Source organism: Streptococcus sp. 2018037 (genome assembly GCF_019754195.1).
Lineage (GTDB): Bacteria > Bacillota > Bacilli > Lactobacillales > Streptococcaceae > Streptococcus > Streptococcus hashimotonensis.
The window spans coordinates 15,542-28,635 of the sequence record NZ_JAIJZQ010000009.1; the positions used below are offsets into that span (position 1 = coordinate 15,542).

Here is a 13,094-nt window from a genome sequence, read left to right on the forward strand (position 1 = left end):
TCCCAACCAATATTAAACAAAACGAATAAGACACCGAGATAATCATTTATATCTCGGTGCTTTTTTGTGAACCAATTCCCATCGCTTAATTGTTTCGTTCGTCTTTTGTTTCGTTTTCCAATTTATTTTTACTATTTCATTTGAATTTTTAAAAATATCCGTATTATATCTAAAAAAAGTATTCCAAACAACTCATTTTCTGTTAAACTATATGTATATAACAACTGCAGACGTTTTTATGACGTCCATATATAACAAAAAGGAGTTTTATATGAAGATTAGAAACCGTTCTCTCTTCTATACCGTAGGTTCTGTAGCGGTAACAGCCGGACTCTTGTTTAGTCTTGCTACTTCGCCCATACCATCTGTGCACGCTACTGAAGTGGCGATAGAGAATTATCCGTCACTTGCAATAACCAAGTCGGAAGTCACGATACAAGGCTATCTTATTGCACCACTTAATAGTAGCGGAACTGCTTTTGACGCTACTAACAAAACAAATCTAGCCCTTGGTGCAAGCATGGATACTGCGGCCGCCGACACTATCCCTATTCAACTAAAAGAACCTCTTCGTAGCCAATTCAACCTCGTTGATCATCCCGAACTAGTCGGAAAATTGGTTCGCATCACAGGAACTAGCGATACATACATGAAGCGAGCTGGGATCAAACCAGCTACAGCGATTGAAATCGTAGATTCATCTTCTACTAATGTTCAGCCACCAACAAGTGAAAATACAGCTACCAAACCAAGTGACCTTGTTTCTACACCGATTGCTACTGTTCGTTCTGGTGCACAAGGAACAGAGTACACAGTCTCTGGTAAAATTATTAGCCTAGTAAATGGTTGGGGAGGAAATGGTTTTTACCTCCAAGGTTCTGACGGTGCTGGTATCTATATCTACCCTGGGGCTGCCTTGGGCTATCAGCCTGGTGATACCATTCAATTAACAGGAACATTGGGTGAGTATAAAGGCGAACTCCAACTAACTACAGTTAGCAACCACAAGGCTATCTCTGAGAATTTCAACACTCCTATTACAGAAACAAACATTGCTCAGTTAACGACGCAAGCACAGGCAACACTAGTTTCTCTAAAAAACTTGACTGTCGGAGATATTCAAAGCGATAGCTATCAAAATTCTACCTTTACCGTAACTGACTCTGAAGGACAAACTGTGGATGTGCGTTTAGACAGTCGAACAGGCGTCAAAACGGCGGATCTTTTGAACCGTATCAACAAGGGAGATAAGATTAATCTAACCGCTATTTTATCCACCTATAACGGAAAAATACAATTAAAACCATTTGACCTCTCTCATTTTGAAGTCATTGAAAAGGCAACGACGGAAGCAGGACCAGGAAAGACCGAAGCTGTAACAGTCGGTCGCATTCAAGGTGCAAGTCACCAGTCACCTCTGGTGAATCAATCTGTTATGCTTAAAAATGTCGTAGTAACCTACGTTACCTCTGCCAATAACTTCTACGTGCAAGATGTCACACCAGATGGAGACGTCAAAACATCTGACGGTATTAACATCTTTACTGACAAATTAAAAACAAATGTCAAAGTAGGAGATCTTGTCACTATCGCAGGACGAGTAGAAGAATACCAGGGCAGAGGGTATGCTGAACGTGACAAAACAGACTTAACCATCACACAAATTCGAGCTACTGAAGTAACTGTGGATGGGACTGCACCTGTACCATCTCCTATAGTCCTTGGTCTTGACCGAACCATCCCAGCAGATATTATCGACAACGACGGTTTGGCTCAATTTGATCCAGAACAAGATGCGCTCGATTTCTGGGAATCCGTTGAAGGCATGGTGGTTGCCGTTGATGATGCAAAAATACTCGGTCCACTAAAAAACAAGGAAATCTATGTCACTCCTACCACTAGTCAACTTCCTTTAAACAATGTCGGAGGCGTCAACCTTCGCCCTGAAGGGAATAATACCAATATCATTCCTCTACTTTTGAAAAATGGAAAACAGATCGTCAAATCAGGAGACTATTTCACCGGTCGTATTGCTGGACCAGTTACCTACTCTTACACCAATTATAAGGTCTATGTGGATGATAGCACCCTTCCAACCTTGCACGAAGGAACTACAAAACCAGAAACAACAACTATTATCCCAAATGATGACAAGCTGACTATCGCTTCTTATAATATTGAAAACTTCTCTGCTAATAGTAAGTCAACATCAGACGCTAAAGTCCAACGCATTGCCAAATCCTTTGTTTCAGACCTACATTCTCCAGACATTATCGGATTGATTGAAGTGCAAGACAACAACGGTGCTACAAACGACGGCACAACTGATGCTAGTAAGAGTGCTGAGCGCCTAATTGCAGCCATTCAAGCAGCCGGCGGACCAACCTATACCTATGTGGATATTGCTCCCGAAAACAACAAAGACGGCGGACAAGAGGGAGGCAATATTCGCGTCGGCTTCCTCTACAACTCAAAACGTGTCAGCCTATCTGACAAACCAATCGGTACCGCAACACAGGCAGTAGCTTGGGAAAACGGCGAACTCAATCTCAGCCTGGGCCGAATCGACCCAACCAACCCTGCTTGGGCAGCTGTCCGCAAAACACTTGCAGCTGAATTCGTCTTCAAAGGCGAGAAAGTCGTTGTCCTTGCCAACCATCTCAACTCAAAACGCGGTGACAATGGTCTCTACGGAAAAATCCAACCTGTCAGCTTCAAGTCCGAAGAAAAACGCCACATACTAGCACAAATTATCGCTGACTTTACAAAAGCAGGTTTAACTCAAAATCCAAATGCTAATATCGTTATGCTAGGCGACTTCAATGACTATGAATTTACTAAAACCATAGAAATTTTAGAAACAGGAGGAATGGCTAACCTCGTTAGTCGTCACGATGCATCCGATCGCTTCTCTTACTTCTATAATGGAAACAATCAGTCTCTTGACAATATGCTAGTATCAACTAACTTGTTGGAGCGCTATGCCTTTGATATGGTCCATGTCAATTCAGCCTTTATGGAAGAACATGGCAGAGCTTCTGACCACGATCCGCTATTGGTACAACTGGATGTGACAAAGGCACAAGAACCAACTCAACCAGAACCAAGCGACAAGCAGACAGATGACTCAGGAACAGTCAATAATAGTGATGACAATGGTACGACCAACAATAACAAGCCAACAAATCTTTCAACTTCTAATCAAACATCTGTAAATACTGATGACCGTTCTGGCGATACAGACAAGGGACAACCAACAGCCATCCCTACTGCCAAAAACAGTCAAAAGAAAATTCTTCCAAAAACAGGAGAAGAAACAAGCTTTGTACTTATCACAATCGGTCTCGTTATCTTGAGCGCCTGCCTTGTCAAAAAACAAAAAGAATCCTAATCATTTTTTGAGCTTGAAAGCATGACTTTCAGGCTCATTTTTCTACTGCTCCACCTCCACTTGTGCTATAATTAAAGTTATGGATAAAATTATTAAAACACTATCAAAAAGCGGGCATTTCCGTGCCTTTGTGCTAGATAGCACAGAAACCGTGAAAACAGCCCAGGAAAAACACGACACTATGGCGTCGTCCACCGTTGCTCTGGGCCGCACTCTCATTGCCAATCAGATCTTGGCTGCTAATGAAAAAGGCGATACAAAAATCACCCTGAAAATCTTGGCCAGCGGTGCTGTTGGTGCTATCATCTCCGTTGCTAATACCAAAGGTCAGGTCAAGGGCTACATTCAAAATCCAGACTTGGACTACAAACGGACAGCGACTGGCGAAGTCATCGTTGGACCTCTTGTAGGCAATGGCCAATTTCTGGTCATCACAGACTACGGAACAGGTCACCCCTACAATTCCATGACACCCTTGATTTCTGGTGAGATCGGTGAAGATTTTGCCTACTTCCTGACAGACAGCCAGCAGACACCTTCAGCAGTGGGATTGAACGTGTTATTAGACGAAGAAGACAAGGTCAAGGTAGCTGGCGGATTCTTGTTGCAAGTTTTACCAGGTGCAACCGAGGCTGAAATTGCCCGTTTCGAGAAACGTATCCAAGAAATGCCTGCCATTTCAAGCTTGCTGGCTTCTGAAAACCACATAGAAGCTCTGCTATCCGCCATTTATGGCGACGACGACTTCAAACGCCTGTCAGAAGAGGAAATCGGCTTTGTCTGCGACTGCTCTAAGGACCGCTTCCTTGATGCTCTAGCTAGTTTGCCAAAAACCGACCTACAAGAGATGAAGGAAGAAGACAAGGGCGTGGACATCACCTGTCAATTCTGCCAGACCCATTACCACTTTGACGAAAACGATTTGGAGGAACTCATCAATGGCTAATCTCAACACCCCTTTTATGATTGGTGATGTGGAAATCCCCAATCGCTGCGTGCTGGCTCCTATGGCTGGCGTGACCAACTCGGCCTTCCGCACCATTGCCAAGGAAATGGGAGCAGGCCTGGTCGTTATGGAAATGATTTCTGAAAAAGGCCTTCTCTACAACAACGAGAAGACCCTCCATATGCTCCATATCGACGACAACGAATACCCTATGTCTATCCAGCTTTTCGGTGGCAACGCCGAAGGGCTGAAACGAGCTGCCGACTTCATCCAGAAAAACACCAAGGCCAATATCGTAGATATCAACATGGGCTGCCCCGTCAACAAGGTCATCAAGAACGAGGCCGGTGCCAAGTGGCTCAAGGACCCCGACAAGATTTACCACATCGTCAAGGAAGTGACCTCGGTCCTCGACATTCCCTTGACCGTTAAGATGCGGACCGGTTGGAACAATACCGACCTGGCGGTCGAAAATGCCCTGGCCGCAGAAAGTGGCGGTGTGGCTGCCCTGGCCATGCACGGACGGACCCGCGAGCAGATGTACACAGGAACGGTTGACCTGGAAACCTTGACCAAGGTGGCTGGCAGCCTGACCAAGATTCCCTTTATCGCAAACGGCGACATTCGTAATGTAGAAGATGCCCGTCAGCGAATGGAGGAAGTCGGAGCTGATGCCGTCATGGTCGGACGAACTGCCATGGGTAATCCTTACATCTTCAACCAAATCAACCACTATCTTGAAACAGGAGAAGTCCTGCCCGACCTCTCCTTCGATGACAAACTCAATGTCGCCTTCGACCACCTGACCCGATTGACCAATCTCAAGGGCGAGTCAGTTGCCGTCCGCGAATTCCGTGGCCTTGCTCCCCACTATCTTCGTGGCTCAGCAGGTGCTGCCAAAATCCGTGGTGCCGTTGCCAAAGCAGAAACCATTGAGCAGGTCCAAGAACTCTTTGACCAGGCCAGAGAAGCCTATCAAGAACGGATCACTAAGTAAGAAAATCTGAGAAGTTTGATACTTGCCAATCATTAAACATATACAAAAACGCATAAAGCCAGGGTTATAACCTGATTTTATGCGTTTTTTCTGTATGATTACCTTATTCCTGCTCAGCAAAGAAGCCAACAAAGGCAGGGGCAATATAGTCTCGATACTGCCCCGGATTCTCGCGAATGAGGGTCGCTGAAATGCCAAATTTTCTAGGACTATAATGAGCTTGATAGCCTCGATTTTGCAGTTCCTGAGCGTATTCTTCCTCAGACACATAGAAGACTGGCGTTTGATGTTCAGACAAATCCAATAAACCAAGCAAGCGGTCTAACCAAAGGTCCCAGCCATTTGGATAGGGAGGTAAGTCTGTTTCATCCAAGGCACAAACTCTGACCAAATCATCTCCCTTAAACTGCTCTTGAGCAAATTGAAATCGTTTGGTCAAATCTAAACCAATCAAATCCCCACGGTCCTTGTCATACCCTGACACCACAATATAAACCTGACCACAGGCCAACTTTGCTCGCTCGATCAAATCCAAATGTCCCTTGTGCATGGGAGCAAAGGTTCCGAAAACAACAGCTATGGTTTGATTCATAGATTTCCTTTCTACTTGCTAAAGAGGCGAGCAAGAAGCCCAGCACCTCTTCTCAGAGTTCGTGTCAACATCTTAGCGCAGTGGTTGATTGGGTTTAACAGTCCAGTGGACTGTTAAAGGTTGGAGATAAGATTTGCAAAGCAAATCTCATCAATTCGTGTTTTACACTCCAAATCTGACCACTACGACTGATGCGAACAGAGTTCGCTTCATTTCCAACCTCACAAGGTTCACTGAACCTTGTGAGCTGTGCGGGGGTGGGAGTAAATTAGTCCAGTGGACTATTTTAGCCCGAACCTACTGTTTGGAGGTGAGGGGAACTCTTTTTTAGACTAGTCGAGTTCTTTCTCACTCCCTATTTTATCCTTTTTTCAAAACGGAAGAACAATTCTGCATCTGGAAAGGATAGCAACAACAAGCACTCCTTATCCCTTTACCACACCAAACTTGAGTTCTTCGCCCTTGACCCCAACCTTCAAGGTCGAACCAGTAGCCAAGTCACCACGGAGTAACATTTCTGCCAACGGATCTTCCAATTTGGTTTGTAAGAGTCTACGAAGAGGACGAGCTCCCATTTCTGGGTCATAACCTTGTTTAGCCAATAACTTAAGGGCTGATGGTTGAAGTTTAAGGGTAATTCCTTTCTCAGCTGTTACAGCCAACAATGGTTTAACCATGACTTTAACAACATCCTGCATATGGGACTCAGTCAAGCTATGGAAGACAACTTTCTCGTCAATACGGTTGATAAATTCTGGACGGTAGGCTTTTTTCAATTCCTCAAAAATGCGTTTCTCCACTTCCTTGTGGTCCTTAGATAAATCAAGGGCGCCAAAACCAACTGTCTTATCATCACGAAGGGCTGTTGCTCCAAGGTTTGACGTCATGATAATAATGGTATTTGAGAAATCAACCTTACGTCCCTTACTGTCTGTCAGAACACCATCATCCAAGACCTGCAAGAGAACATTGAAAATATCTGGATGAGCCTTTTCAACCTCATCAAAAAGAAGAACAGAATACGGTTTGTTACGAACTTTTTCTGTCAATTCGCCACCCTCTTCATAGCCCACATAACCCGGAGGGGCACCGTTTAAACGGCTGGCTGCGAATTTCTCCATGTATTCAGACATATCAAAACGGATAAGAGCAGATTCATCATCAAAGAGAACCTCTGCCAAGGCTTTAGCAAGCTCTGTCTTACCGACACCAGTTGGTCCCAAGAACATAAAGGAACCAATCGGTCTGCGACCTGTACGAATCCCTGACTGATTACGGCGAATAGCTCTGCTAACTGCAGAAATAGCTTCTTCCTGCCCAATCACACGCTTGTGCAATTCTGCTTCCAGATTCAGGTACTTCTTAGTATCTGATTGGCTGAGCTTGGCTACCGTGATACCTGATAAGCGACTAAGTGTTTCCAAAATATCATCTTCTGTCACTTCTAAGTCATCGTTTTGACTAGCCTCGGCATCTTCTTTCGTTTTAATCAAAAGCTTGCTGACAGTCTTATATTTTTTATCCATCAAGGCCTTGTCAATGCTCGTCAGTCCTGTTTCCTCAGCCTGCCCTTTCACTCGATTTTGTACCGTTGCACTAGCTTCGTCCAGCAGATCAATGGCAGAATCTGGCAGGTTTTTACTGGTCAAATATCGCTTAGCGTAGGTCACAGCAGTCTCTACAGCCACTTGTCCAATACGGACCCTGTGGTATTTCTCAAAAGTACCTTTTAAACCAGTCAAAATGGCAATGCTATCTTCCACTGTCGGCTCTTCAATGGTCACTTTGGCAAAACGACGAACCAGGGCTGCGTCTTTCTCAATATGCTTTTGGTACTCTGTCTGAGTCGTCGCTCCGACTGTACGGAGGGTGCCACGAGCAAGAGCTGGTTTGAGGATATTGGCTGCGTCCAAGGTCGAATCAATCCCCGAGCCAGAACCCATAATGGTATGCAACTCATCGATGAAGAGGATGACCTGACCATCTTCCTCGATGTCGTTGATGATATTATTCATCCGCTCTTCGAAATCACCACGGAAACGAGTTCCAGCGATAACGTTCATTAAGTCAAGTTCCAAAACCCGCATCTTAGCCAAGCTGACAGGGACATCACCTGCAGCAACACGTTGAGCAAGACCCAAAGCAAGCGCAGTTTTTCCGACACCAGCATCACCAACTAGAACTGGGTTGTTCTTGGTTTTACGTGATAGAATTTGGATCATCCGTGCAATCTCAGCGTCTCGACCGATGACAGGTTCAATCTTCCCTTCACGCGCCAAAGCTGTCAAATCACGAGTGTAGTCTTCTAATCCACCACTTTGAGATGCTGGGGGCATTCCCATCATCTGTCCCATATTAGTAGGTTTGGCTTTGCCACCCTTCATCACACTGCGGATAGCTTTAAGGTCCTCTTTGGTAAACCCCGCACGTGCCTCCAAGTTTTTACGCAAGTCCAAGAAACGAAACTTATCATCTGAGTCTTCAAAATAAAAACCTACCTTGTCCAAAATCTGACTAGCTGTTGACCGCTTGTCCAACAACATAGCCATAAACAAATGTTCCGTTCCCAGCTCCTTAGCCTTGACGACTTCTGCAATTTTCTTGGCAAAACTAGCCGTTTCATCCAAACGTTTAGAAGATGGTAAAATACGAAAACTATCCAACTCTTCACGATAGACCTTGTCGGTCACAACAAAAGTTGCATGTTCATAGTCAGAAATTGAAATAGGATATTCTGCCAAAACAGCGCCGGCGACTGTATCATGGTTGATAACGAAAGACAAGAGAACATGCCAGGTTTCCAAGTATTCACAAGCATAACGTTGTGCGACCAACTGGGCATCTTCAAAAACACTTTGTAAACCAGTTGAAATTTTCATAAATTAATCCTCTTTCCTATCTAAACGTCGTAGTATTTGACGCATCATGCGTGCTCGAATGGAACTTGCATCTTTCCCTAATATTTCATCAGATCCTGTGGACAAAAAGAGATTGCCTTCTCGTTCTGTCATCAATCCTTCATCAAAAAGGAGCTGTAAAATATCCGCATAAACCGTCGCAGACAACTGCTCACCCATGTTGTTTAACAAATCATGGACCAGTTCGTGCTTATCCGAAAAGGTAATCCGCCCAATTCGGATATAACCACCACCACCACGCTTACTCTCAACAATATAGCCACGGCTGGCTGTAAAACGGGTTTTAATGACGTAGTTAATCTGACTTGGCACCACTTCAAACCGACTGGCCAATTCACTTCGACGCAACTCAGCTACACAGACTTGGTCCAAGATGGCTTTGATATGCTCTTCTATATAATCCGATGTATTCTTCATCGCCATAGTATCGCCTCTTTCTTTGACTATCTTTGACCATTATACCTTAAAATGACGAATTTTGAAAGCAAAAGCCTAGCAACTAGCATAGCAGAATTTTGAAATCTGCTCTGCTTTATCCTATAATAAAAGAAAAAATAGAAAGGACTAGGGGCTCCGTATTTGGTTGAACTGAATACGGGCTACGGACTAGGTCAAAAAGATAAACGAGAACTAGTCGTCGTTCTGTTTCCTAGTTTGTCTGTGTCCGCTTAAGGCCCTTTATATCTTATACCATGAACTTTCAAGATTACATTCAAGACTTTACAAGTGTGACTGTGGAGCAGGCACAGAACCTTCTAGCTGCAAAAGAGGGGGCTGTTCTCTTCATCGGACGAGCAACCTGCCCTTACTGCAACCGCTTTGCGCCAAAACTCCACAAGGTCGCCCAAGACAAGCAAGTGACCGTCCACTTCCTCGACTCCAGCCAAGTCAGCCCTGAACTCCAGGCCCTCCGCGACCACTACCGAGTTCCTACCGTACCAGGCCTCCTCGTCGCAAAAGCAAACGGCGTCCAAGTCCGCTGCGATTCCAGCATGACGGAAGAAGAAATTGTGGCTTTTATTGAGGACTAATACATAACAGACAAAAAAGCACCGACCACAAGACCGGTGCTTTTTAAGGAGATTATGAAAAATATTTAGGATTGATACTAGTATAACCTAACCAAATATATCCGACATCCGCCCTAAGACCGATTTTACAAAAAAGAAAAAGTCATTAGAAGTACAATTCTAACGACTTTATTTTGGTTTGAAGCATCGACCAAAAAGCCAAAACTTTTACCATCTTTATTACAACTTGATTACATCACAATATAACTTAAAATGCTCTCTTATATACTATTAAACCAATAAATAAAACAATAAGCATTACACCCAATAAGAAAATCTCTTTAGTAGTTTTTTCTCCTGTTTGAGGCAAGACTTTTATGTTGTTAGCAACTTTTTTGTTGTCAGCAACTTTATTTTCTTCAGAGGTATAAATAGTTTTAAAGAGAAGTTCAGTTTTCTTATCTTGATTCATTTCTGAAGCAACTATTGATGTACGTAATTGAGCTGTCACTTCATCCACTGAAACAAGAACAGTAACTCGATATTTTGTCTGGTCAAAAATATAACCTTCTAAACCATTATCTTCCTGAGAAAGTATATATGTGTACTTACCAGGTGTTGTGTAGGTTAAATTTGAAAAACGTCCCTCTTTTTCTCCGTCAACTGTTACTTTTGTCCCTTCTTTAGGCAGGGGAAAGCTAGGATCTTCTGGAGTCAAAATAAAAGTAAACTTTCCATTAGGGAGGGGTTTTCCATTCTGAGTCACTAACTGGTTTTTGAAAACAATTTCAGTAACAACGGATTGTTCAGCAGAAACTGCATTGACCACATGACTTGTTCCTAAAACTATCCCTAAAAAAACAAGTAACAGAGTGAATATTTTCTTCATATATAGCTCCATTATTCTATACTAATATCAAATGCTTTAAATTATCCCTAAAACCAATATTCTACCATCTGTTTCTGTATCTTCACAAGTCGACAACGCAACTAATCTATTTTGTTTCGTCATCTTTAAATCTCGATATTGAACTGATTTCGTTTTTATATGAGCTAGTAAATTCTCAAACCTCTGTTCATCAATTCCAGTCGGATTAAACATCATTTCATCAAAAGCATCTGTCTTCACACATGCAAAAAATGATATTGTTTTAGAAGAACCATCTGGGAGAAAAAGTGTCGCAGTTTTATGATCTTTAAAATAATCTGCGTTACAAAACTTTGGCAATTCCCCAAACATGACATCTCCTGCCATATGGTGGGCATAGATAATGGAATAAACATCATTAAAGCTAGATTGATTACGATGATCAAGGAAAACACTGCCAGAGAGGGAATATTCTCCCTCTACTGACTTATTAATATAGTCTAAATTTGTTTTTCCTTGAACAAGAGGATAATCAATATTTGTTCCCTTTACTTCTAACCATCCTATTACTTCAGAATTTAAGTGTAGAAGCTTTTCAAAATCAATTTCATTCTCTTTATAACTTTGGTAATTAGCTGCGCTTGCATTATGATATAGAAAATAATTACTATACAAACCCAACAAAGCGAGTCCCAAAATTAGAAAACAGAACAGTAACAAACATCTATCAATTATCCAGTTTAACCACTTAATTAAGGCATACATATAACATTAGCATTGATTAAGCTTTTTTATTTTTAACAAAGTATAGAACTCCACCGATACCAACTAGTGTCATAACAGCATATGGAGCAATTGTCATCGCAACACCTGTCGGTGTATCAATGTTTTTATTATTTGTTACAACGATTGCATCTGAGGTAGCATCTGACTTGATATCTTCACCTAAATTATAAGGCTTAGCTTGATTATTTTCTGTAAGTTCTGCACTTACTTCATAATCTTCTGATTTATTTTCTTCAACCTTATATGTGATACCAATTGGTAATTTATCAATACTCAACGACTCGCCATCTTTCAATGTAAATTGGTTTTCTCCTATTGAAAGTTCTTTATCTGTACTTTTACCGGTCTTATCATTGAACTTAGCAAAAATTTTAGAACCATTTTCATAATGGCTATCTGCTTTCAAAGTAATAGTGAATCCAAAATCCTTATTCTTATCACCAGCATTACCGGTTACTTTTTTACTTATAGTTAATGCAGTTGTTTTCAAACCATTATTAAATTTAATTGGTTCCTTAGTATCACTGCCTTCTTGGCGTGAAATAATATATTTAGGTTTAATTGCATCACCTTCACTCAATGCATAAACATCTACCACATATTTTTGATTGGAATAACTTACACCCGGAGTATTACCCGCTGTCTCTGTTACCTTATAGCGATAAATACCCGGAGTTGGATAATTTACACGAGAAAAATCAAATGCCACCGTTTGTTCTTTGCTGGCTATCGTATCTTTATTTGTATAAGAAACTGTCTTAGAAGTCTCTAAACCAGCAGTAAGTCCCTCATGTACAGTCAACCCATCTTTTGTTGTTCCATTTTCACTAGAAACGCCAGAAATAGTGAAAGTAAATGTTGTATTTGGCACCAATACTTTATCTACTACATCCAAAGATTTAGTTACATTCAAACTAGTCCCATTTACCACGTTAGAGTTTGAAATCTCCTCCGCCTTAACTGTTCCTGTAACAAGCATCATCAATGCCAAACCTGATACTAAAAAACTATACTTCTTCATTTTATATTCTCCTTCTATTTTTAAATATCTCTCACTCTGATGAGTGTGGTCACAACTCCTTTTATTTTGTTTATAGGAATTGCTCCAATAAATCGACTATCCGTTTGTTCTTTTCTAAAATCATACAGAACAAAGTAGCTTCCCGCAGGAATTTCATAGGGATAACTGACACCACTTGAATGGGCTGAAGTTTGATAGGGAAGCTCTTCTTCGCGAACATGACCATTCACCATCAATTCTCCCTTATCTGTAATATCAACAATATCACCTGACTGTGCGACTACACGTCCTACACGTTCGTAATCTTCTTCTTGATAAACAACAACATCATTAATTTTTATATTGTCATAAATTCTTGAATATATTGCCAAATCACCAACTTTTAAATTTGGAAACATGTGAATATTTTTTACAAAAATCACTCCTACGACAAAGTTTAGAAAAATGTATCCTATCCCTGCTATTACAGCACACTTAGTAATAAATTTTTTCAATCCTTGTCTACCTTCTCGCGACTGATTTTTATCATCTTTTTGAATAGGATTATTCCTTCTTTTACCCATAC

The 13,094-nt window shown here is 41.8% G+C and carries 11 protein-coding genes; 4 read left to right on the forward strand and 7 right to left on the reverse strand.

Translation table 11 applies throughout. The features are described from left to right. The first annotated feature begins 271 nt into the window (after positions 1-271). From K5Q29_RS04900 to dusB, 3 genes are all read left to right on the forward strand, one after another. Positions 272-3,391, forward strand: a complete 3,120-nt coding sequence (locus K5Q29_RS04900) for a DUF6359 domain-containing protein (RefSeq protein WP_105139886.1) — start codon at positions 272-274, stop codon at positions 3,389-3,391. A gap of 79 nt (positions 3,392-3,470) precedes the next feature. Continuing rightward, on the forward strand, positions 3,471-4,337 hold the full coding sequence (gene hslO, locus K5Q29_RS04905) for an Hsp33 family molecular chaperone HslO (protein ID WP_013730589.1): 867 nt from the start codon (positions 3,471-3,473) through the stop codon (positions 4,335-4,337). After that, positions 4,330-5,334 (forward strand): tRNA dihydrouridine synthase DusB, encoded by a 1,005-nt coding sequence (gene dusB, locus K5Q29_RS04910; RefSeq protein ID WP_105139885.1) that lies wholly within the window; start codon positions 4,330-4,332, stop codon positions 5,332-5,334. Before hslO ends, dusB begins: the two co-directional genes overlap by 8 nt. A gap of 103 nt (positions 5,335-5,437) precedes the next feature. Here dusB and K5Q29_RS04915 read toward each other — a convergent pair whose 3' ends face one another. From K5Q29_RS04915 to K5Q29_RS04925, 3 genes are all read right to left on the reverse strand, one after another. Beyond that, positions 5,438-5,926: an adenylyltransferase/cytidyltransferase family protein gene (locus tag K5Q29_RS04915; RefSeq protein ID WP_105139884.1), complete on the reverse strand. Its 489-nt coding sequence runs from the start codon at positions 5,924-5,926 to the stop codon at positions 5,438-5,440. Positions 5,927-6,351: 425 nt separating this feature from the next. Beyond that, complete coding sequence (locus K5Q29_RS04920; RefSeq protein ID WP_105139882.1) at positions 6,352-8,805, reverse strand: ATP-dependent Clp protease ATP-binding subunit; 2,454 nt, start codon at positions 8,803-8,805, stop codon at positions 6,352-6,354. Between the two features lie 3 nt (positions 8,806-8,808). Then, positions 8,809-9,267 (reverse strand): CtsR family transcriptional regulator, encoded by a 459-nt coding sequence (locus K5Q29_RS04925; protein ID WP_221877037.1) that lies wholly within the window; start codon positions 9,265-9,267, stop codon positions 8,809-8,811. A 269-nt stretch (positions 9,268-9,536) separates the two neighbouring features. On the opposite strand from K5Q29_RS04925, the gene K5Q29_RS04930 reads away from it, so the two are divergent. Next, entirely contained in the window at positions 9,537-9,875 is a 339-nt protein-coding gene (locus tag K5Q29_RS04930) for a thioredoxin domain-containing protein (RefSeq protein ID WP_105139881.1), read from the forward strand. A 247-nt stretch (positions 9,876-10,122) separates the two neighbouring features. Here K5Q29_RS04930 and K5Q29_RS04935 read toward each other — a convergent pair whose 3' ends face one another. From K5Q29_RS04935 to lepB, 4 genes are read right to left on the reverse strand one after another with little or no spacing between them, the layout of a single operon-like run. Further along, positions 10,123-10,743: a Spy0128 family protein gene (locus tag K5Q29_RS04935; protein WP_172699870.1), complete on the reverse strand. Its 621-nt coding sequence runs from the start codon at positions 10,741-10,743 to the stop codon at positions 10,123-10,125. Positions 10,744-10,779: 36 nt separating this feature from the next. Then, entirely contained in the window at positions 10,780-11,487 is a 708-nt protein-coding gene (gene srtB, locus K5Q29_RS04940) for a class B sortase (RefSeq protein ID WP_029752678.1), read from the reverse strand. A gap of 16 nt (positions 11,488-11,503) precedes the next feature. Next, positions 11,504-12,529: a QVPTGV class sortase B protein-sorting domain-containing protein gene (locus tag K5Q29_RS04945; RefSeq protein ID WP_105139879.1), complete on the reverse strand. Its 1,026-nt coding sequence runs from the start codon at positions 12,527-12,529 to the stop codon at positions 11,504-11,506. Positions 12,530-12,549: 20 nt separating this feature from the next. Beyond that, positions 12,550-13,092 (reverse strand): signal peptidase I, encoded by a 543-nt coding sequence (gene lepB / locus K5Q29_RS04950; RefSeq protein WP_079268952.1) that lies wholly within the window; start codon positions 13,090-13,092, stop codon positions 12,550-12,552. Positions 13,093-13,094: the final 2 nt, after the last annotated feature.

Bases quoted from the DNA above. Each gene is read 5' to 3' on its own strand.
- K5Q29_RS04915 (WP_105139884.1), bottom strand. From the start codon at position 5,926: ATGAATCAAACCATAGCTGTTGTTTTCGGAACCTTTGCTCCCATGCAC.
- K5Q29_RS04945 (WP_105139879.1), bottom strand. From the start codon at position 12,529: ATGAAGAAGTATAGTTTTTTAGTATCAGGTTTGGCATTGATGATGCTT.
- K5Q29_RS04920 (WP_105139882.1), bottom strand. From the start codon at position 8,805: ATGAAAATTTCAACTGGTTTACAAAGTGTTTTTGAAGATGCCCAGTTG.
- srtB (WP_029752678.1), bottom strand. From the start codon at position 11,487: ATGTATGCCTTAATTAAGTGGTTAAACTGGATAATTGATAGATGTTTG.
- K5Q29_RS04925 (WP_221877037.1), bottom strand. From the start codon at position 9,267: ATGGCGATGAAGAATACATCGGATTATATAGAAGAGCATATCAAAGCC.
- K5Q29_RS04935 (WP_172699870.1), bottom strand. From the start codon at position 10,743: ATGAAGAAAATATTCACTCTGTTACTTGTTTTTTTAGGGATAGTTTTA.
- hslO (WP_013730589.1), top strand. From the start codon at position 3,471: ATGGATAAAATTATTAAAACACTATCAAAAAGCGGGCATTTCCGTGCC.
- K5Q29_RS04900 (WP_105139886.1), top strand. From the start codon at position 272: ATGAAGATTAGAAACCGTTCTCTCTTCTATACCGTAGGTTCTGTAGCG.
- dusB (WP_105139885.1), top strand. From the start codon at position 4,330: ATGGCTAATCTCAACACCCCTTTTATGATTGGTGATGTGGAAATCCCC.
- K5Q29_RS04930 (WP_105139881.1), top strand. From the start codon at position 9,537: ATGAACTTTCAAGATTACATTCAAGACTTTACAAGTGTGACTGTGGAG.
- lepB (WP_079268952.1), bottom strand. From the start codon at position 13,092: ATGGGTAAAAGAAGGAATAATCCTATTCAAAAAGATGATAAAAATCAG.